The following is a 19,635-nucleotide window of genomic DNA, read 5'->3' as shown; positions in this document are numbered from 1 at the left end:
CATGGGTGACCTTCTGCTCGTACGGCACGGGGAGACCGCGTGGGCGCTGTCCGGCCAGCACACCAGCTGGACGGAGATCCCCCTCACGGACAACGGCCGCGCGCAGGCGCGTTCGCTCGCGCCGCTGCTCGGCAAGTACCGCGTGGACGCGGCCTTCACCAGCCCTCGCGCGCGGGCGCGGGAGACGGCGGACCTCGCGGGCTTCGCCGACGCGCGCGTGGACGAGGATCTCGCCGAGTGGGACTACGGCGCGTACGAGGGCGTCACGACGGTGGAGATCCACCACACCCGCCCCGACTGGTTCCTGTTCACGGACGGCGTGGCCCCCGGCCCGCCGGAGCACCCCGGTGAGACGCCCGAGCAGGTCGGCGAGCGCGCCGACCGCGTCCTCGCCAAGGTCGACGCGGCGCTCGCCAACACCGAGGGCAGTGTCCTGCTCGTCGCCCACGCCCACTTCCTGCGCGTCCTGACGGCCCGCCGCCTGGGCTTCGCCCCGTCGGCGGGCGCGCACTTCCAGCTGGCCACGGGCACGGTGAGCAGGCTCAGCTATGAGCATGGGCGGCCGGTGGTGGCTACGTGGAACGTGCGGCCCTAGGGGGGCTCAGTCGTCGCGGCTGCTGACGAAGTGGATGAGCCGGGCGGCCGCGGCGCAGGCCCCGGGGCCGAAGAGGATGGCGGTGATGACGGCCGACTCCGGGTCCCGCGCGCTGAACCAGAGGGTGAGGCCCGCCGCGGCGAGCAGCACGCCGACCAGCCAGCGGACGTGGGCCCTCGGGTCCGTTTCCCGGTCGAACGGGGGCAGCAGGCCCAGCGCCACGCCGATGAAGGGCACCGCGAGGGCGAGCGCGTACACGCTGGCGAGCGGCACGAGCAGCAGGGCGACGAAGACGCTGCCCGCGACGGCTCCGCCCAGCTTGGGCCAAGCGCCCTGGCCCGCCACGGCGACGATGAGCCCGACCAGGCCCAGCGCCGCGATGATGCCCGGCATGTGTGTCCTCCAGCGAGTGAGCGGCGGGTGGGCCCCGCGCGTTCCGTGCGGTCACGACGTATCCGCTCGCCCGGCGGGGGTCGGTCAACCCCCGCCGGGCGAGCGGGTGTCGCACCAGGCTAGCTACTGTGTTCGGGACTCCCTTCCAGGTCCTTGTCGGCGCAGAAGCGCGCCTTCTTGGGGTTCGTCCCAGGGTCGGACGGAGGGCTGATGGCCCACGGGTTGCCCGTGTGGCCGCTGTCGGGGGTGCACTGGCCGAAGGGGTTGGCCCAGCCGTCCCACGGAGGGTTGCCCCCGGGCGACGGAGCCCGGCTGAACTGCACGAACTCGCCCCTGGTCACGGGCTCCTTCGAGTCGCGGGCAGCGCCGTCCAGGTCCATGGCCTTGCCGTTGTGGTACAGGTACTGGCTGGGCATGTGGCTGGAGCGCAGCACGGGGCTGTCGCCGCGCTTCTTGACCGTGCCGTCGGCGCAGGCCTTGAAGTTCAACTCCTGCCAGATGGGCGGGGCCTGGCCGAAGATGGACCCCGTGAGCGGCCCGGTCGCGCCGCCCGTGTTGAACAGGGCCTGGAACTGTTCCGTGGCGATCTTCACGACCCAGGTGGAGAGCCGCTTGTCGTCGTAGACCCGCTGCTGCCAGCGGTCCACGGCCTTCGACGTGGACCCGGCACCGAGCATGGGCCGGTAGCCGATGGACCCGCCCGAGGTGTAGAGCGCGGCGACACAGGTGCCGTTGTCGGTGAGCTGCGCCGCCCGGCCCGCGTAGGCGTAGGCGCGGCCCGGCATGACGCCGGTCTTGTTGGGGTCGACCCTGGTGTCGCGGCCGTCGTGCTCGTTCATGTCCTTCGCCGTGTACGACAGGTCCGGCGGTTCGATGCCGTAGTCCTGGTGCAGCGCGGTGAAGAACTCCATCAGGTACTTCGGCAGATGGGTGTCGCCCGTGCGGTTGTCGTACTCGACGGCCTCGCTGCCGTCGACGATCTTCCCGTTCTCGCCCACGACGAAGGACACCTGCGCCTTGGAGCGGATCTTGTAGCGGCCGTCGTCGGTGTCGAAGAACGCGGGCTTGGACGCGCTGGTGGGCCGGTCCTTGTAGCTGTTGGCGAACCCGATCCAGCGGGCGAGGCTACTGCCGTCGGGGTGGTTGACCGGATCGGTGCCCGAGCGTTCGATCTCGTCCTTCCACCGCTGCATGGCGGCCTTGGTCTTGGGGGCCAGGCAGCCCGCGTCCAGTTGCGTGCCCTCGCAGGTCTTGAGGTCGACGGCGTCCGAGGCGAGCTTGTGCCCCCAGTCGTACAGCTTCTGCCGCGACTCGAAGGGCGAGCTGACGATCCACGAACTCTTCTCGTCGCCGTTCAGGTCCTGGTTCTCGTCGAAGAGACCCACCGCGTCCACCGTGTGCTCGGCGTACTTGCCCTTGATGGGGGCCACGGCGACCGCGTCGAAGGCGATGTCCTCGTCGCCGGTGCCGTCACGGGTGGTGGTGCTCAGCTTGACCTTGGGCGGGCCGTCGAACATGAAGGCGCCGAGGGTCACCCAGCGGTTCTTGCCGCCGCCGCCCGTGTTCCTCTGGTCGATGATCCGGGTGCGGGTGCCCTTGGCCGTCTCGATCTCGTACTTCGCGTACGCGGTGTGGGCGCCGTGGTCGGGCAGGTGCACCATGACCTTCGCGGGGCCCTTCACGTCCTTGGTGAACTTCCAGGTGCCGGTGAACTTGAGCCGGTTGCCCTTCTGGTCGTTCTGGCGGGTGTGGCCGAAGTAGAAGTGGCCGCCGAAGCCCGCGCCGAGCTGGTGGAGGTCGACCTTGGCGGGCCACACGGGAACGATGGTCGTCCCGTCGTGCCCGAGGCCCGCCTCGCCCGCGCCGAAGTCGAGGCTGAAGCTTCCGTCGTTGTCCAGCGGGGCCATGGCGCACCCCGCTCTGACCGGCGGTGTGCCCGCGGGCACGTCATCGACGACCAGGGCGTTGGCGGGCAGCCCGGTGGTGGTGCAGTTGGGCGGGTAGGCGGTGCCGTCGGGCTCCTCCGCCCAGTCGACGGGGAAGCGGGTGAAGTCGTTGCCGCAGGAGTAGTCGCACTTGTCCTTCCACTTCACCGACTTGCTCCACCAGCACTTGAAGTCGCCGCGCTTGCAGGGGCCCGCGCCGTCCTCGTTCTCCGCCCCGTCACCGATCTTGCCCGGGTCGCAGTCGTTGGCGGAGGTGCAGAACGTGTCCTCCGGCGGCTTGACCTTGGCGCGGTGGTACTTGGCCGAGCCCTCGACCTTGGCACCGCCCTCCGTTCCGTTCCACCACGCCGCGAGGAACGCGGGCACCACCTTGCCGGGAGACTCCAGGTACGCGGGCGGGTGCGCGGCGAAGCCGAGGACCTTCTCCTGGTAGGGCCAGTCCTGCGGGTGCGCGGCGTCCGAGGCGTCCTCGACGCCGTCGCTGTTCTCCATGAAGGGGTCGCGGCCGGCGTCCCACTCGGGGTTGGCGGGGTTGTTGGCCCAGCCCACGCCCCACGGCTTGCCGTCGTTCTTGTTCGGGTGGAATCCGGCGTTGTACGCCCACAGCGCGAAGGTCCAGTTCTCCAGCTTCGCCGGGTCGCCGTCGTTGACCTTGAGTCCCCCCTTCCTGGTGTCGTTCCACTTGGACGCCAGGATCTGCAGGCCCGCGGCGATGTTGGCGGTGTAGTCCAGGGCGACCGCCCGCTGCTTCTCGTACGGCCAGGCCTTGCCGCCCTTGCCGTTCTCGCGGCCCGCGAGGCGCATGTGGTCGGTGACCTGGGTGATGCCGTAGCCGCAGTCGGGCTCGTTCCAGTTCACGTCCCAGTCGTTGTCCGGCTTGCCGTCGTAGTAGTCGATGCCGTAGTAGTTGCCGATCAGCGGGTTGCCGGTGACTCCGGGCACCACGGAGCGGTTGGCCTGCCACATGTTGGACTCCTGCGCGGTGACGCCGAGCATCACCTGCGCGGGCACACCGCCGCCGCCCTCCAGTGTCGGCTTGGGGAAGAGCGTCTGGGGCGCGTAGGCGGGCATGCCCAGGTTCTTCCAGTTCGCCGCGCGCTTGACGTGCTTGTCGAGGTTGCCGCGGATGGCCTGGTTGACGGCCCATTCGACCTGGCGCGGCTTGGGCTGCGTCGCCTGGTTGCGCGGGTCGTTGCGGGGCACCGAGCAGACGCGCTCCGACTCCACGATCTCATTGCGGTCGGAGGCGGCGGCCCGGAAGCCCGCGCCCTTCGCCGCCTTCCCGGACGGCTGCGCGAAGCGCTTCGCGGCCTTGCCGTCACGCGGCTTGCCGCCGGGCAGCGCCGGAGTGCGTTCCCTGCCCTGGGCGCTGAAGAAGGCGCGCCGCTCGCCGGGGGCCACGGTGAACGTGGCCTTCTCGCCGCTGTCCAGCGCGGTGAGCTTGACGTTCACGGGGCGGGTGCCGTCCGCCGCCTCGGGGTGGATCAGGGCGCCCTGCCCGTCGGTCCACGCGGTCTCGGTGAGGACCGCCTCGCCGCGGGTGGAGACGAGGGCGTCCTTGGGTACCCCAGCCAACTTCTCCACGGTACGCGGTAGTTGTGCGCCCGGGGCCTTCTTGGCCTTGCCCGTCACGTAGACGGTTCCGGCGCCGCGGGTGAGCCCGGTGTCGGTCAGCGGGCCCGTGGCGAGGACCTTCGCCCTGGCCTTCGCCGGGCGGGCGGTACCGACCTGACCGGCGGTGATGCGCTTGACCCGGGTCGTGGCGGCCGTACCGGCGCTGCTCCCGTGTGCCCGCTGCCGGTCCAGGAAGACCACGCCGCCGTCAGCGTCGGGGGTCAGCCGGTACGGTACGGCGTCCGTGCGCACCAGCGGAGTCGTGCCGCCGTCACGCCGGACGCGGACCACCTGGGCGCCCGCGGCGGCCACGAGCGAGCCGTCCTTGGCGACGACGGCGGACGTCACCTGCCCCTTGGTCTCCACGGGCTTGGACAGCTTGCCCGTCACGGTGTTCAGCCGGGTGAGGCGGGTGGCCGGCTTGTCCTCGCCGCCGGACTGGGTGAGGACGGCGCTCTCGCCGACGCCGCAGCCCGGGTTGTAGTACGAGAGCGAGACCTGGAGCGGAAGCTTCTTCACCTGCCCCGTGTCCAGCTGGACGACGGCGGCGAACGCGCCCCGGGCCATGAGGTGGGGCTTGTTGGTGAACGTGCGCGGCGCGTACACCACCACGGCGCGCTTCCCGGAGCCGGTCACGCAGGCGTTGCCGATCCAGGCGTCCGTGTCGAAGCCCGGCTCGGACAGCGACGCCGTGGTCTTCCAGGCGTAGCCCTCCTTCTCACGGGCCGTCAGGAGGTGGAAGCCGTTGGCGTCGCTCGTCGTCGTCCAGACACGGTCCCCGGACTTCTTGTAGTCGCCGCCCAGCAGGGACTTCCGGTCGCCCGGCGGCACCTCGTCGGGCCGCTCCTCGGCCGGTTTCCCCACCGAGGGCTTCTTGCCGACCGGCGCGTTGGGCGGGTCGTCGGCCCAGGCCGCGCTCTGCAGCATTCCCCCCAGCACAGCCCCGGCGGCGATCGCCGCCAGCGGGGCCCGTGCTCTCCTGCCGATTCTCACGTCATCTCCTCGTGGTGGTGCGCCGTGCGGGCAGCACGGACCGGCCCCGCGGTGCCCTGTGGGGCGGTCCGGGGGCTTGAGACACAGAAAGTGCCGGGACACGGAAGGTGTCGAGACACGGAAATGCCCGGCCACGGCGGCCGAAGGTCCAACGGCGGCCGGTGCCGGGCATCTCGCGGCGGGGGTCTCCCCGCCGTCGTCGCGCGGGCGGGGGTTCCCCTCCCCCGCCCGCGCGGGCTCGCGGTGCGGCGCGGTGCGGTGCGGTGCGCCGCGGGTACGGCGGTGCCTCAGACCGCCTTGGCCTTGGCGACCGCGTCCTTCGTCGCCTTGGCGGCGTCGTTGAACTCCTTCAGGTGCTCCGCGATGGCGGTGCGCTGGATCTTCGACTCGGCGTCGAACCAGGTCCGTTCGACGTCGTACTCGTCGCGGCAGGCGACGTCCGCCTTCGCCGTGGCGATCTCCTCGGGCGTCACCTTCTCCGGGTCGCCGAAGGCGGGGTCGTCACTGGCGTCCAGCGGCTGCTTGTAGTCGTAGCCCTTCGCCTTCATGCAGGACGACCACTTCGCGAACACGTCGGCGACCTCGGGAGCCTCCTTGGACTTCTCGAAGGACTCACCGCTGATCTGCTGGACGATGTCGGGCGACACCGCGTCGGGCACCTGCCCGTCGACCTTCTGCACGCAGCCCTTCAGGACGGCCTCGTCGGCGTCCGACTCGTCGACGGCCCCGGCCTCCATCGCCTTGTCGTACGCCTCTTGTTCACCCTTGGCGGGGTGATAGCCACGCTCGGCTGCGAGTTCCCCGTCGTGGAGGCCGTAGCGCCAGTCGGTCAGGGTCTTCCCGCCGAGCTCGGGCAGGTCGGGGGCGGGCTTCCAGGCGTCGAACCCGGCGGCGCTCATGCACTGGTCGATCAGTTCGTCCCGGGACGTGGTGACCACGCTGATCTGGTTCTTGGTCGGCATGTACGACTCGACGGGCAGGCGCCAGGTCGCCGGGTCGTCCGGGTTGCCGACGTGGGCCCGGGCGACCTGCCCCAGGGCGGCGCCGCCGCGCGCTCCCGCCGTCTCACGACCCCCTCCTGACGCACCGTCATCCATCGTGACGTACACGCCGCCCGCCGCCGCGGCGACCGCGAGGACCGCGGCCGGGACGATCGCCTTCGCTGCCAGTCTCATGTTCTTCTTCCCCCCGCGCACCGTACGCACTAGCGGCTCCACTTGAACGACGCGTTGTTCTTGTAGACGTTCCGGAACCAGGCGATGGACTGGTACGGGTTCATCACGTCCTGGGCGCCCCGGTATCCGGCGTTGTAGTAGATGCGGGCCTTGTACTTGTAGTGCTCGTTCTCACCCGACGCGGCGTTGTTCTTGATCTTCTTGTTGGAGCCCGGCCAGGGGTTGCTCGCCCCCTGGGGGCAGAAGCGCAGCGCGGACGTGACCCCCACGACCCCGTCCGGCACGTCGCTGAAGTTGCTTACGCTGTGACCGATGTTCCGGTAGACGCCGTTCTGGCCGCGCTCGTACCACAGATGAAGCTTGAACTTGGAGCGTGAGGGGCTCTTGCACGCCTGCGGACTGTAGAGATTGTCCGTGTCGAGGGCGACGGCGGTGGGGCCGCCGACCCCGATGACGACGGCCGCGAGGCCCGACGCCACCACGAGGCCCTTCCCCAGCCTCCGCGCCCGTCCCCGTGTTCTCGTTTCCCTGCCCATAACGCTGTCCCCGTCCTTCCCCCAAAGCCAGTGGTCCGCACACGCTCAACATTTGCAGTAGAAACGAGTGCAACGATCACCCTAGGCATGGCGGGACACCGACAACAGGCCGGACGCCCGACTTGGCTCAATAGCGACACCGAGCCGCCGAGGGGCACCGACCGACGCCCCCGCCCACCACCCCGCCCCTCCCTTGCCGCCGCAAGGCTGCACATACCGTCGGGTCGAGTGAAGGAAGTGCGTACGGGGAGGCGAGTGGCGCCGAGTTGGCTGGAACCGAACGGAGGGCGCACCAGCGCCACGAGGTGCCATTTCCTCCGGGTGAGGGCGGCGGGACCGCGAGAACCAGCGACCGGAGACGCGCCCCTCGACGCCGCACACCCACCCCCGCCCTTCACAAGAGCGCACCACACCCCACCCGCCAACACGGCGCACCCCAGGCGCTTCCACTCCAACCCCCGCACACACCGTCACGGCGCGAGTGGGCACGACACTCGCCCGCACCCTCACCTCCCCCACCACTGGCGAAAGCAAATCGCGAGCCAGCGTTGAGGCGCGCCCTGGGGCGACTAGCGGCGCCGGGGCGACGCCAGCAGATACCGCCACCCCCGCCCCGCGCGCGCGTCCCCGTGCTCGCTGACGAGCCACCCCGCCCGCTCGAGGGCGGCCCCACAAGCCCGGACGCCGTCCGCTGACTCCTCCCGCACCTCCACCGCGTCCGGCTGCGCCGTGTCCGTCACGCGATAGCCCGCCCGCCCGGGGCCGGCGGGCACCCGGCCCGCCGCCTCCAGGGCTATCGCCACGGCCCGCACGCGGTGCGCCCGCTCCCAGGCGCACGGTGTCTCGCGGTCACCGTCCGCGTTCGTCATCCGCCGCATCTCGACGATGCCGAGCCAGGCCCCGCGCACGTCCCGCGCCCGCGCGGGCCCGTCGTCGGCGCCGGGCGGGTCCTGCTCCGTTCCGGTGCGCGCGACGAACACCCCCGGGCGCGCCTCCACCGGCGCCGCCTCGGGGACAGCGCCCACCGGCTCCTCGCGGACACGGTGCCCGGCGGGCGTCAGGAAGTACGCGTGCGGCGGCCGCGGATGCCGAAAGGCAAGCCGCAACCGCGCGAGCCCCGCAAGCTGCGCCTCGCTCCCCCGCAGCCGCCCCGTCACCGGGTCCGCCCCAGCAATGATCCGCCGCTGCACGGCGTTCACAGGCTTAGCCATACCTCGATGCTCCCGCACCCCACTGACAACGGCCCGGCCGCGGAGACCCGCCTTCACGCAGCCCCAGTCGGGGGATCCCTGATACCGCGGCCTCAGCCGCTTACCGGCGGAACGAACGTGGGCCTCAGCGCGGGCGGCAGGTCGGACATGGTCCCGAAGACCAATACGCGCTCAGGGTTCATGTCGTCGTTGTCCGGTGTCGCGATGATCCCCGACGTCAACAGGATCTGAATCAACGGATTCTGCATGTGGAGACCCACCACCCCGGGATACCGGACGACCGGCGTCTCAAGATTCTCAGCGGCGAGACTGTCGACAGCCGCCTGGACGACCTCGGGGTCACATCTCCACACCACCGATACGGCAGCCGAGGCCGTCTCACTGTCCGGTTCGACGTGGACCGCCGCCCCCGACCAGTCTTCCGTACCGGCCTCCCCCTCGCGGAAGGCGGGAAGACCAGCATGCCGGAGCGCCTGGACCGTCCGCGCGGCCAGCGCGTTCCGAACAGCGAGAACCTCTTCAGACGCACGAACAAACCCAAACTCGGACATGGACCCCTTCCTCGGCGATGGCCGCACGAACCCGCTAGCTCTCGGAGCGCACCTCGCCCCCAGGCTCCCCCACGAAGTACAGGTAACCGTGAGAGGCGATGGCGAACTGGGCCGCCGCGAGCAGCTTGCGCACCGTGCTGTTCTTCTTCTCTTCGGGGAGCCGTTCCAGCTCCGCCACGAACCGCTCCAGCTGGAGCTCGTTCAGCATGGTGTCCCCGTGACGCTGCACGAAGCCCAGCACGCTGCCCTCCGGCGCTGCCTCGCACAAGGACAGGAATGTCCCCTTCCGGTCTTCGTGTGTGCTGGCCATGCGCCTGCGGTTCCGGTCTTCCACGTACACGACGAGAGGCATGCGAGGCGCCTTTCCACGAGGTTGTTGTTCAGGCCCACGGAGCGCAGGCAACACGGAAGGCTTTCCTAGTCCCCGGAGACATACAGATAGCCGCCCCTGGACAGTGCTTGCCTCGCCATCTCCACCACGCGGCGGACGGCCTCCGTCTTCGACTCCTCGGGCAGCCAGTCCAGTTCCCCCACGAACCACTCCAGCTGGCGCTCATTCAGCATCGTGTCACCACAGCTCTGCACACCGCTCATGACCGTGCCTTCCGGCGCCGCCCGGCACGCCGCCATGAAGCTTTCCTCGGCGTCGTCGCCTACGGCCTCCGAAACGCGCTCGTGCAGCCGGTTCTCCCGGTAGATCTGCATGTCTCCCCACCTCTTCCACCTCCTCAGGTGGCCGATGACCGCTCACTCGGACGCATCGTACGTGCGCCTCCCGAGGCATCGGGCCCATGACCGCCCAGGGCGGCCGCCTCCAGTGCGTCACCGGTCATGTCGATCACGATGGCCTCTGCACGCATGTCGGCGGGTAGGTGTGGCCGCTCTTGCGCACGGCAGACGGCAACGCGCTTCGTCGGCTCCAGGACGGTTCGCACCACATCCAGCACGGTCGCATCCGTCCGTGAAGGAGACGGCGCCCCTGGCTGGAATGTTGGGAGGCAAGGGGCAGTTGAAGGTTCAGCAGACGTGTGCCGTGGCCGGGAATGGGTGCGGGCGGGTCGGGGTGGATCGGGCAGAACCGTATAGAAGAGGGACAACCGTGTCGCAGCAGGAGACTGGCTCCGGGCCGGAGGCCTACGTCGTGGGGATTTCCGTTCGGGGGTACGAGACCGACTCCCAGGGGCATTTGAACCAGGCCGTGTACCTCCAGTACGCGGAGCACGCTCGGTGGTCGATGTTGCAGGCCGCGGGGATTCGGCAGGCCGATTTGATCGCTAAGGGGGTCGGGCCGGTCGCGTTGGAGAACACGCTGCGGTATCGGAGTGAGTTGCGGGCGGGGGACGAGGTGAGTGTGTCGTGCCGGTTCGTCTGGGGAGAGCGGAAGGTGTTCTCGGTGGAGCAGGTCTTCACCAAGCCGGACGGCACCGTCGCCGCGACGCTTTCGGGGGTGGCGGGGCTGCTCGATCTGAGGGAGCGGCGCATGGTCGACGATCCGAAGGGGTACTTCCGGGCGCTGGCCTCGGACGCGCGGGTGCTCGGGCTTTAGGGCGGGGCTAGGTCGACAGGGACTTCAGGTCGGCTGTGTCTAGGTGTAGTGCTGCGGCTGCGATGTTTTCCTCTAGGTGTACGAGGGAGGAGGTGCCGGGGATGGCCAGGACCGCCGGGGAGAGGGAGAGGGACCAGGCCAGGGACACTTGGGCGGCCGTCGCCTCGTGTCGTGCCGCCACGCGGTCGAGTGCCGCCAGGTGCGGGGCGCCCGCGCCGCCCAGAGGGAAGAACGGTACGAAGGCAATGCTCTCGCGGGTGCACAGGTCGAGCATGGCGTCGGCGTCCGCGTCCCGGGACACCGGGCTGTACCTGTTCTGCACGGCGGCCACGGGCGCGATGGCGCGGGCCTCGGCGAGCTGCGCGGCGCTGGCGTTGCTGACGCCGAGGTGGCGGATGAGCCCCTGTTCGCGGAGTTCGGCGAGGGCCTCGAAGCGGCCGCCGCCGGGGCCGTCCGCGCTCAGGAAGCGCAGGTAGACCAGGTCCAGGTGGTCGCGGCCCAGCTGGCGCAGGTTGCGGTGGACGTCGGCCTTGAGCTTCGCCGGGCCCGCGGCGTCCAGCCAGTTGTGGCCGGGGTCGCGGTCGGGGCCGACCTTGGTGGCGATCACCAGGTCGTCGGCGTACGGGTGGAGGGCCGCGCGGATCAGGTCGTTGGCGGCGAGGTCCTCGAAGAAGTAGAAGGCTGCCGTGTCGATGTGGTTCACGCCCAGCTCCACGGCCCGGCGAAGGACCGCGACGGCGGTCTCCGGGTCGCCCGCCGGGCCCTCCCAGGTGCGGCCGGGCAGCCGCATGGCGCCGAAGCCCATGCGGTGTACGGGCCGGTCGCCGCCGATGGACCACCGTCCGGCCGCAGCGGCGGGTGGCAGCGGTCGCGTGGACTTCTCGGGGGCGGGCGTGTTCTCGTACGGGGTCGGGTTGGGGGTTGGGTTTGGGGTTGGGTTTGGGGTTGAGGTTGGCATGGGGTCATCTTGGGGTCGGTGCGGGTCCGGATGAGTGAGGTGGCAGGTTGTTGCCATCCAGGGCGGGGGCGAGGGCATGGACGGTGACGCGATCGTCACACTGCGCGGGGAGCGGGAGCTGGTGCTGCGCGCCGGGGACCTGTTCGCCTCCGCGCGCGAGGAGTTCCTGTGCGGGGCCGCCGACCTCGTCACCTGGTCCGGCGGTGTGAACGCCGTCTTCGCCGACGGCAAGCGCCCGCCGCTGAAGCCCCAGCCGTGCGACGGCCTCGCCATGCGCAAGGTGTACACCCGCCGGGCCCTCGGCGACGCGTACTCCGAGCGGCGGCTCGCCGCGATCGCCGCGTCCGGTGCCGACGTGCGCATTTCGAGCGCCCCGCTCGCCCGCGAGGCCATCGTCATCGACCGGCGCGTCGCTGTCCTCGCCGGGTCCGAGTCCCGGGGGCCGCGCACGTACACGGTCGTGCGGGTGCCGGAGGTCGTTGAGGGCGTGTGGTCCCTGCTGTACGCGACCTGGGAGGCCGCCGAGCCGCTGGGCAGCGCGCTGGCGGCGGGGGCGCCGGTCCTGGACGAGGAAGCGCGTCTCGTCCTGCGGGCTCTGAGCGACGGGCTCACCGACGAGGCCGGGGCCAGGCGGCTCGGCATGTCCCTGCGGACGTACCGGCGGCGGGTCGCGGAGCTGCTGGCGGAGGTGGGGGCGACCTCGCGGTTCCAGGCGGGGACGCGGGTGCGGGTGCCGTAGGCCTCGGGCCCCGTGACGTGGGGGTGCATTGGCGCTTCGCGCCTCGTCCTCAAGCGCCGGACGGGCTTTAACTCCCGGGGCGGGCTTGAAGGTGCGGGACATCGGGGGTGTTCCGGTCGTCGTCGGGCGGGGCCCGTGCGCGGCATACCGGTGGGTGTGCCTGGTGCCGCTCACCGTCCGGCCCCTCAACCCCTCGCCCCACTCCGGCCTTTGGCGATATCCGTGCACTCATGGGGCTTTTTGGGGCCACTGGCCCCGATGGCCGCATTTCGCCTGCCTGGTACGGCGGGTCCGCCACGAGAGTGAGCCGGTGTACAGACCGGCGCCGTCCGTCGCCGGTCGGGCCTCGTCGACAGAACCGAAGGGACACGCATGTCCGACATCCAGCTCGCCAGCGGGATCTACATCATCGGCGCGCACATCGGTTTCCGTACGGTCCTCACCCCCACTCCCCACGCCGTCCAGCACGGCCGCCCCGTCATCGCCGCGCCCGAGCTGATCCCTCCGATAGTCCAGGAGTGGATCATCGAGCGCGCCACCGAGGACCTGCCTGGCCAGTACCACATCCGCGCCGCCCACGGCCCCGCCGACCAGTTCCTGAACTACACCGACGACCAGGTCTACGTCCGGAACGGCTCCCCCGTCGCCTGGCGCATCCAGCCCACCCCGTTCGGCATCCAGATCGTCTCCGACAAGGAACTCGTCGTGCGCGCGGAGCACGTGGGCGCCCACGTGCGCGTCGCCCCCGAGGACGACTCCCCCAACGAGGCCTGGACGCTCCACCGCATCCGGTAAGCGCCCCCTCGGCCCCGGTCACGCCCCCGCGCGCGGCCGGGGCCGCCCCGTGTCCCCATCCAGCCGTACGCTCGCCCACACCGTCTTGTCCCCGGACCGCCCCGCCACCACCCCCCACCGCGCCGCAAGCGCCGCCACCAGGGCCAGGCCCCGGCCCGACTCCTCCCCCGGCCCCGGCAGCCGCACCTCCCGGGGCAGGCCGCCGCCCTGGTACTCGTCCGTCACCTCGATCAGCACCTCGCCCTCCAGGAGCAGCAACCGCAGCCGGAAGTCCGGGCCCGCCTCCCGCGCGTGCGTGGCCGCGTTCGCCGCCAGCTCGGCCACGATCTGGGCGACCGCGTCGGAGGGTTCGGTGTCGTACGGGATGCCCCACCCGTCGAGGTGGAAGCGAGCGAGCCGCCGGGCCAACCGCGCGCCACGCGGGCTCGCGGTGACACACTGAGTGAACATATGTACGGGTGTGGGGGTTTGCGCCTGAGGAACCATGAAACCCAAGGTGACCGGGCCCCGCCTGGGTCGTAAGGGACTCGACTCGTACGGAAAGTAAGTGTACGAGCGCGAAGTGTGGACAGCGCGGGTAACTGACCGTGAGCATGGGCTTGTTGGCGGGGACGGTTAGCGAGCGTCAGGGGATACCCGTGATGTCGTCAAGTACGCCGGGCTCGAACGAGCCCGAACCGACCGATGGCCTCAAAGCCTTCGGTGCGGCCCTTAAGAGCTTCCGCAAGAGGGCGAGGTACACACAGGACTCACTAGCCAACGAGATCGGCTACTCAACACACTTCATCGCCTCCATCGAGCAGGGCAGGCGGTTCCCGCCGCCGAGGTTCGTGGACCAGGCGGAGGCCACGCTGGACGCCTTCGGGACCCTGCGGCTGATGGTGCATCAGCTCACCAGGCAGCGGGGGTTGGCCACTTGGTTCAGGCACTGGGCACGCTTGGAGCAGGAGGCCATCACCCTCTACACGTACGAATGCCGCTTGATTCCAGGGCTGCTGCAGACACCCGCGTACGCGCGGACGCTGTTCGCCAATCAGCTGCCACCGCTCGGCGACGACCAGGTCGAGGCTCAGCTCACGGCACGCGCGGAGCGACAGAAGCTGCTCACAGACCGCCCCAACACGGCCTACGGCTTCATCCTGGAAGAGCACCTGTTCCTCCGGAACGTGGGCGGGACCGAAGTCACACGCGGGTTGATCGACCACGTGCTCCAGCTCGCCGAGCGCCGAAACATCGAGCTCCAGATCATGCCGCTCGCGCAAGAGACTCATTCAGGACTCGATGGGCCCATGCAACTACTGGAGACTCCGGAGAACCGGTGGTTCGCCTACTGCGAAGGGCAGCGCTCCGGCCAGTTCATCTCCGAACCGAAAGAGATCAGCGTGCTCCAGATGCGGTATGCCAGGATGCGCTCACAGGCTCTCTCCTTCGAAAACTCGGTGAGCCTACTGGAGCGGATGCGAGGAGCATGATGAGCGCCCCCGAACTGGCCTGGTTCAAAAGCAGCTACAGCAGCGGCGGTGACGGCGACTGCGTTGAAGTCGCCCTCGCCTGGCACAAGTCCAGCTACAGCGGCGGCGATGGCGACGACTGCATAGAGGTAGCCACCTGCCCCACCACCATCCACATCCGCGACTCCAAGCACCCCCAAGGGCCCCAACTCGCCCTGAACCCGGCAACCTGGGCCCACTTCGTCACCCACACCGCCCGGCGCAGCCGCTAGCACCGACGCGCAGTTCCCGCTGCCGCCGTCGAGGATGCCAAGGGCCAGCGATCTGGCCAGCTCATGTCCGACACTGCGAGGAGCATCATGAGCACCACTGAACTGGTCTGGTTCAAAAGCAGCTACAGCAGCGGCAGCGGCGACGACTGCGTCGAAATCGCTCTCACCTGGCAGAAGTCCAGCTACAGCGGCGGGTCGGGCGACGATTGCATAGAGGTAGCCACCTGCCCCACCACCATCCACATCCGCGACTCCAAAGACCCCAAAGGGCCCCAACTCGCCCTAACTCCCGACGCCTGGGCCGACTTCGTCACCCATACCGCCCGGCGCAGCCGCTAATCCCCGACACGCAGTGAGCCTGCTGGAGCGGATGCGAGGAGCATGATGAGCACCCCCGAACTGGCCTGGTTCAAGAGCAGTTACAGCAGCCCCGACGGCGACGACTGCGTCGAAGTCGCCCTCTCTTGGCACAAGTCCAGCTACAGCAGCAGCCCGGACGGCGACTGCATAGAAGTAGCCACCTGCCCCACCACCATCCACATCCGCGACTCCAAGAACCCCGAAGGGCCCCAACTCGCCCTAACCCCCGGCACCTGGACCCACTTCATCACCCACACCGCCCGGCGCAGCCGCTAGGCCGTGTATCGAAAGTGGATCTTTACCTGTGAATCATCGTGTTTCATGGGGCGGGGAGATCTCACGGATGAACAGTGGGCTGCGTTGGAGCCGTGTCGAGGTATCCGCCAGTGGCTGTGACCAGCATGTTCGAGATACATCCTAGACCGCCGCCTCCCGCATCCCAGTCAGAAAGCCCCTCACCGCGGCAAGTTCCCGCTCGTCGTATCCCCGCAGCAGGTCCACCGCCCGATCGATGAGCGGTCCGAAGTAGGACCAGCCGAGGGTGACCGCCTGCTCGGCCACTTCGATGGTGACTTTTCGGCGGTCCCGCGCATCGCGCACCCGCCGCACATGCCCGGCCCGTTCCAGGCGGTCGACCAGTGCTGTGGTTCCTGCCGAGTTGAGCCCGAGAGCGGTGCCCAGGTGCCCTGCCGTGGTCTCCTCGCCAGCGCGGGCGGCGTCCATCAGGGCGATCAGCGCCCGCACGTCGGTGGGGTGCATGCCGTTGCGCTGTGCGAACCGGGTGCTGTGCCTGCCCAGGTCGACGGCCACCGCGCGCAGCAGGTGGACGATCTCCATCTCGGGCCCAGGCTCGGCTCGTTCGACGAGTTCCTCACCCTCCTGATCGGGCACGGACCACCTCCACGTATCATCGCGCTCAACAAGTATCTTGCTGAGCGAGATAATAGAGGAGTCGCCGTTCATGAACGCTCGCGATACGTACGACGCCGACAACTTCCTCATGGCCTACGACAAGGTCATGACCAAGTGGCCTGCCGCTCGCGAGACGGCGACCGTTCCCACGCCCTTCGGCATGACACACGTCAACGTATGCGGCCCGGCCGACGGGCCCTCGCTCGTCCTCCTGCCCGGCGGAGGGGGCGCCACCTCCGCGTCCTGGTACGCGCAGGCCGCCGAACTGTCCCGCACCCACCGGGTGTTCGCCGTCGACTTGATCGGCGCCCCCGGACGCAGCACTCCCGACGGCGACCGCCGCCCCCGTACGGTCGCCGACCTGTCGGCCTGGCTGGACGCGCTCCTCGACGGCCTCGGAGTGGCCGAGACCGACCTGGGCGGACACTCGTACGGCGCCTGGATCGCGCTGCATCACGCCATGCGCGCGCCCGACCGGATACGCCGCCTGGCCCTTCTGGACCCGACCCAGTGCTTCGCCGGGTTCAGCCCGGCCTACCTGCTGCACGCACTGCCCATGCTGCTGCGGAACACACCCCGCCGGGTCCGCGCCTTCCTGGAGTGGGAGACCAAAGGCTCCGCCCTCGATCCCGACTGGCTCGCCCTCCAAGAGGCGGCCGCCGGTTTCCCCTCTCTCCGGCCCGTAATCGGGCCGCGCCCGGCACCGGACGCCCTGCGCGGCCTGGACCTGCCGGTCCTGCTGCTCCTCGCCGGAAGCAGCAGGACCCATGACCCCGCCAAGGTGGCCGCCCGCGCCGAGGCGCTGCTGCCGCGCGTCGCAACGACCGTGCTGCCGGATGTGTCCCATCACGCGCTTCCGCACGCCATCCCGCCCGAGGCGAACCGTAGCCTCGCCGGCTTCCTGGAACGGTCCGGTGACTGAGTCCCGCTAGTACCCGACGACCAGGCCGGTGGCGCTGAGGATCGGCACCACCGGCTGGTAGTACGTCGAGCCGCCCGACGTGCAGTTCCCGCTGCCACCGACGAGGATGCCGAGGGCCGCGTCGCCGCTGAAGGCGGGGCCCCCGGTGTCGCCGGGCTCGGCGCAGACGCTGGTGCGGAAGAGTCCGTTCACGGTGCCCTGCGGGTAGGTGATCGAGACGTTCACGGCCTGGACGGTCCCGCAGTGCATGCCGGTCGTGGGGCCCACCCGGCACACCTGCTGGCCCGGGGTCGGCTGTGCGGCGCGGTTGATGCGGATGATGCGGCCCCCGCCGCCGTTGAGTTCCGAGGGATAGCTGATGCTGGTGTTGGTGTAGCGCACGATCGCGTAATGGCTGCCGGGGAAGACGACCCGCTCGGTGACGCCCACGGGGACGGTGCGCTGGGCGTCGGCGTACCACTGGGTGCCGGGGGTGCCGCAGTGGCCGCCCATGAGGGCGTAGTACGTACTCCCGCTCCTGGCGTTGAAGCCCACCACGCAGCGGCTGCCCGCGCCGTAGAGGAGGTCTCCCCCACGGATCACCGTGGGCGCGGCGGCGGCGGTGGACGCGGACGCGACGGCGGGGGCGGCCGCCAGCAGGCCGAAGGCCGCGAGCGCGGCGCACAGTAACTGGGCGATGAGTCGACGGAGCCTCATGATGCCTCCCGTGGGGTGAGGTTGACGGCGTGGGCATTGTCGCGAAGGCCGGGGTGCTCGTCACGGGGTGCGGCGCGGGGGGTCTCAGGGGTTTGTTTTGAAGCGCTCGCTTCAGAACATGCTAGGGTCCACCCGAGTTCTGGAGCATCCGCTTCAAAACACCTGATCCACACCCGGGAGGGACCCCATGCCGCTTGCGGTCTACGTGCTGGCGCTCGGCATCTTCACCCAAGGAACATCGGAGTTCATGCTGTCCGGACTCCTGCCGGACATGGCCGAAGAGCTGGGCGTCTCGATCCCCGACGCGGGCCTGCTCATCTCGGCCTTCGCGATCGGCATGGTCGTCGGCGCGCCCCTGCTTGCGGTGGCCACCCTGCGCTGGCCGCGCCGGACGGCGCTCGTGCTGCTCCAGGCGGTGTTCGTCGCCGGGCACGTCGTGGGGGCGCTCGCGCCGGGGTACGGGGTGCTGTTCGCGACGCGGATCGTCACCGCCCTTGCGTACGCCGGGTTCTGGGGCGTCGCCGTCGCCACGGCCGTCGCCCTGGTGCCGAGCGAGGCCAAGGGCAAGGCCGTGGCCCTGGTCGCGGGCGGCCTGACGCTCGCCACGATCGTCGGCGTCCCCGCCGGTACCGTCCTCAGCCAGTCCGCGAGCTGGCGGGCCGCGTTCTGGGCGGTGGCGGCGGCGACCGCCGTGAGCCTGGCCGCCACCGTGTTCGCGGTGCCGGGCGGCCGGGGCGCCCGGGAGACTCCGTCCGTGCGGGCCGAGCTGCGCGGGATGCGGCGGCCGCAGCTGTGGCTCTCGTACGCCGTCACCGGCTTCGCGTTCGGCGCGGTCATCGTGACCTTCAGCTATCTCGCGCCGCTCCTGACCGACGAGACCGGGCTCGGCGAGGGCTGGGTGCCCGCCGTGCTCGCCCTGTTCGGGGCGGGCGGCATGCTCGGCCTGCTGATCGGCGGGCGTACCGCACAGACGCACGCCACCACCACCCTGACCTGGGGTCTCGCGGCGCTCACCGCGATCTCGGCGGCGCTCGCGCTCACCGCGCGGAGCCCCCTCGCGGTCGTCGTCACGCTCGTGTTCCTGCTCGGCGGCGCCGGATACGTCACCAACCCCGCCCTCCAGTCCCGCGTCTTCACCCTCGCCCCGGGCGCGCCCACACTCGTCGGCGCCACCAACACCGCCGCGTTCAACGTCGGCAACACCCTCGCCCCGATGCTCGGCGGGCTCACCATCGACGCCGGGTACGGCTATACGTCCGTGGCCTGGGTCGGGGCGGGGCTCGCGGCCGCCGGGTGCGCCCTCGCGGCCTGGGCCGGGCGCCTGGAACGGGCCCGTCCGGAGACCCCCGCACGTTTTGAAAAGGTATTCCAAAACAGCTAGGCTGCGCCGCATGGCCAGGCCACGACAGTTCGACGAGGACCGCGTCATCACCGCGGCCATGGAAACCTTCTGGCGGCACGGGTACGAGGGCACGTCCACCCGGGACCTGTGCGACAGCACGGGCCTCGGCCCGTCCAGTCTCTACAACACCTTCGGCGGCAAGCGCGAGCTGTATCTGCGCGCCCTCGACCGCTACTACGAGACCGTCACCGCCGCCCAGATCGAGCGGCTCCAGGGGCCCGGCACCGCCAGGGAACGCCTGCGCGCCATGATGCTGACCTCCCTCGACAGCGACCTCGACGCGGACGACGGGCGCGGCTGCTTCGCCATCAACGCCGCCATCGAGCTCGCCGGCCTTGATCAGGACGTCAAGCGGGTCGTGCGGCGCAACTTCGCCCGCGTCGAGGACGAGGTGTGCGCCGTCGTCGCCTCGGGCCAGAGCGCGGGCGAGATCCCTAAGGACCGCGACGCCCGCGCCCTGGCCCGCCTCATCCAGAGCAGTTACTACGGGTTGCGGGTCCTCGGTCGCGTACAAGACGACCGCAACGTCCTCCTCGCCACCGTCGACCACACCCTCGCGGGGCTGTGA

Annotated in this window: 23 protein-coding genes; 11 read left to right on the top strand and 12 right to left on the bottom strand. The window is 70.3% G+C overall.

Annotated features, from left to right (window positions below; genetic code table 11):
- The first annotated feature begins 1 nt into the window (after position 1).
- Complete coding sequence (locus AC07A4_RS16275; RefSeq protein ID WP_478598475.1) at positions 2-595, top strand: histidine phosphatase family protein; 594 nt, start codon at positions 2-4, stop codon at positions 593-595.
- Positions 596-601: 6 nt separating this feature from the next.
- Here the strand turns inward: AC07A4_RS16275 and AC07A4_RS16270 are convergent, their stop codons facing one another.
- The 8 genes from AC07A4_RS16270 to AC07A4_RS16235 form a co-directional block, all read right to left on the bottom strand.
- Positions 602-988: a hypothetical protein gene (locus AC07A4_RS16270; protein ID WP_478598473.1), complete on the bottom strand. Its 387-nt coding sequence runs from the start codon at positions 986-988 to the stop codon at positions 602-604.
- A 119-nt stretch (positions 989-1,107) separates the two neighbouring features.
- Positions 1,108-5,541 carry a golvesin C-terminal-like domain-containing protein gene (locus tag AC07A4_RS16265; RefSeq protein ID WP_478598471.1) on the bottom strand — a complete coding sequence of 1,478 codons (4,434 nt, stop codon included), beginning with the start codon at positions 5,539-5,541 and terminating at the stop codon, positions 1,108-1,110.
- Between the two features lie 287 nt (positions 5,542-5,828).
- Positions 5,829-6,716: a hypothetical protein gene (locus AC07A4_RS16260; RefSeq protein ID WP_478598469.1), complete on the bottom strand. Its 888-nt coding sequence runs from the start codon at positions 6,714-6,716 to the stop codon at positions 5,829-5,831.
- A 29-nt stretch (positions 6,717-6,745) separates the two neighbouring features.
- Entirely contained in the window at positions 6,746-7,198 is a 453-nt protein-coding gene (locus AC07A4_RS16255) for a hypothetical protein (RefSeq protein ID WP_478598467.1), read from the bottom strand.
- A 623-nt stretch (positions 7,199-7,821) separates the two neighbouring features.
- Positions 7,822-8,463 (bottom strand): hypothetical protein, encoded by a 642-nt coding sequence (locus AC07A4_RS16250; RefSeq protein ID WP_478598465.1) that lies wholly within the window; start codon positions 8,461-8,463, stop codon positions 7,822-7,824.
- 92 nt (positions 8,464-8,555) lie between these two features.
- Positions 8,556-9,014, bottom strand: coding sequence for a hypothetical protein (locus AC07A4_RS16245; RefSeq protein WP_478598463.1), 459 nt, complete (start codon positions 9,012-9,014; stop codon positions 8,556-8,558).
- A 34-nt stretch (positions 9,015-9,048) separates the two neighbouring features.
- The gene (locus tag AC07A4_RS16240; RefSeq protein ID WP_478598461.1) at positions 9,049-9,282 is read right to left on the bottom strand and encodes a hypothetical protein; all 234 of its coding nucleotides are present in this window, start codon (positions 9,280-9,282) and stop codon (positions 9,049-9,051) included.
- 149 nt (positions 9,283-9,431) lie between these two features.
- Positions 9,432-9,719: a hypothetical protein gene (locus tag AC07A4_RS16235; RefSeq protein WP_478598459.1), complete on the bottom strand. Its 288-nt coding sequence runs from the start codon at positions 9,717-9,719 to the stop codon at positions 9,432-9,434.
- Positions 9,720-10,113: 394 nt separating this feature from the next.
- Between AC07A4_RS16235 and AC07A4_RS16230 the strand changes: the two genes are divergently transcribed.
- Positions 10,114-10,560, top strand: coding sequence for an acyl-CoA thioesterase (locus tag AC07A4_RS16230; protein WP_478598456.1), 447 nt, complete (start codon positions 10,114-10,116; stop codon positions 10,558-10,560).
- A 7-nt stretch (positions 10,561-10,567) separates the two neighbouring features.
- Here AC07A4_RS16230 and AC07A4_RS16225 read toward each other — a convergent pair whose 3' ends face one another.
- Positions 10,568-11,518, bottom strand: coding sequence for an aldo/keto reductase (locus tag AC07A4_RS16225; protein WP_478598454.1), 951 nt, complete (start codon positions 11,516-11,518; stop codon positions 10,568-10,570).
- Between the two features lie 76 nt (positions 11,519-11,594).
- Between AC07A4_RS16225 and AC07A4_RS16220 the strand changes: the two genes are divergently transcribed.
- Both AC07A4_RS16220 and AC07A4_RS16215 read left to right on the top strand, forming a co-directional pair.
- Positions 11,595-12,257: a DNA-binding response regulator gene (locus AC07A4_RS16220; RefSeq protein WP_478598451.1), complete on the top strand. Its 663-nt coding sequence runs from the start codon at positions 11,595-11,597 to the stop codon at positions 12,255-12,257.
- Positions 12,258-12,629: 372 nt separating this feature from the next.
- On the top strand, positions 12,630-13,052 hold the full coding sequence (locus tag AC07A4_RS16215; protein ID WP_478598448.1) for a hypothetical protein: 423 nt from the start codon (positions 12,630-12,632) through the stop codon (positions 13,050-13,052).
- A gap of 18 nt (positions 13,053-13,070) precedes the next feature.
- On the opposite strand, the gene AC07A4_RS16210 is transcribed toward AC07A4_RS16215, so the two are convergent.
- Positions 13,071-13,502 carry an ATP-binding protein gene (locus AC07A4_RS16210; RefSeq protein ID WP_478598445.1) on the bottom strand — a complete coding sequence of 144 codons (432 nt, stop codon included), beginning with the start codon at positions 13,500-13,502 and terminating at the stop codon, positions 13,071-13,073.
- Positions 13,503-13,693: 191 nt separating this feature from the next.
- Between AC07A4_RS16210 and AC07A4_RS16205 the strand changes: the two genes are divergently transcribed.
- From AC07A4_RS16205 to AC07A4_RS16190, 4 genes are all read left to right on the top strand, one after another.
- Positions 13,694-14,524: a helix-turn-helix domain-containing protein gene (locus tag AC07A4_RS16205; RefSeq protein WP_478598442.1), complete on the top strand. Its 831-nt coding sequence runs from the start codon at positions 13,694-13,696 to the stop codon at positions 14,522-14,524.
- Entirely contained in the window at positions 14,524-14,775 is a 252-nt protein-coding gene (locus AC07A4_RS16200) for a DUF397 domain-containing protein (RefSeq protein WP_478598950.1), read from the top strand. The genes AC07A4_RS16205 and AC07A4_RS16200 overlap by 1 nt, the downstream gene beginning before the upstream one ends.
- Positions 14,776-14,862: 87 nt before the next feature.
- Positions 14,863-15,114, top strand: coding sequence for a DUF397 domain-containing protein (locus AC07A4_RS16195; protein WP_478598439.1), 252 nt, complete (start codon positions 14,863-14,865; stop codon positions 15,112-15,114).
- Between the two features lie 45 nt (positions 15,115-15,159).
- Positions 15,160-15,411, top strand: a complete 252-nt coding sequence (locus tag AC07A4_RS16190; RefSeq protein ID WP_478598948.1) for a DUF397 domain-containing protein — start codon at positions 15,160-15,162, stop codon at positions 15,409-15,411.
- 141 nt (positions 15,412-15,552) lie between these two features.
- Here the strand turns inward: AC07A4_RS16190 and AC07A4_RS16185 are convergent, their stop codons facing one another.
- Complete coding sequence (locus AC07A4_RS16185; protein ID WP_478598945.1) at positions 15,553-15,972, bottom strand: MarR family transcriptional regulator; 420 nt, start codon at positions 15,970-15,972, stop codon at positions 15,553-15,555.
- A gap of 124 nt (positions 15,973-16,096) precedes the next feature.
- On the opposite strand from AC07A4_RS16185, the gene AC07A4_RS16180 reads away from it, so the two are divergent.
- On the top strand, positions 16,097-16,969 hold the full coding sequence (locus tag AC07A4_RS16180) for an alpha/beta fold hydrolase (RefSeq protein WP_478598436.1): 873 nt from the start codon (positions 16,097-16,099) through the stop codon (positions 16,967-16,969).
- 6 nt (positions 16,970-16,975) lie between these two features.
- On the opposite strand, the gene AC07A4_RS16175 is transcribed toward AC07A4_RS16180, so the two are convergent.
- A complete protein-coding gene (locus tag AC07A4_RS16175; RefSeq protein WP_478598433.1) occupies positions 16,976-17,665 on the bottom strand; it encodes a S1 family peptidase in 690 nt (229 codons plus the stop codon).
- Between the two features lie 187 nt (positions 17,666-17,852).
- Between AC07A4_RS16175 and AC07A4_RS16170 the strand changes: the two genes are divergently transcribed.
- Positions 17,853-19,046, top strand: a complete 1,194-nt coding sequence (locus AC07A4_RS16170; protein ID WP_478598430.1) for a Cmx/CmrA family chloramphenicol efflux MFS transporter — start codon at positions 17,853-17,855, stop codon at positions 19,044-19,046.
- 10 nt (positions 19,047-19,056) lie between these two features.
- Complete coding sequence (locus AC07A4_RS16165; RefSeq protein ID WP_478598427.1) at positions 19,057-19,635, top strand: TetR/AcrR family transcriptional regulator; 579 nt, start codon at positions 19,057-19,059, stop codon at positions 19,633-19,635.

It is taken from the genome of Streptomyces sp. NPDC043996, assembly GCF_056435225.1.
The sequence above is the reverse complement of the archived record's forward strand: the minus strand, read 5'-3'. Positions and strand labels throughout refer to the sequence as shown.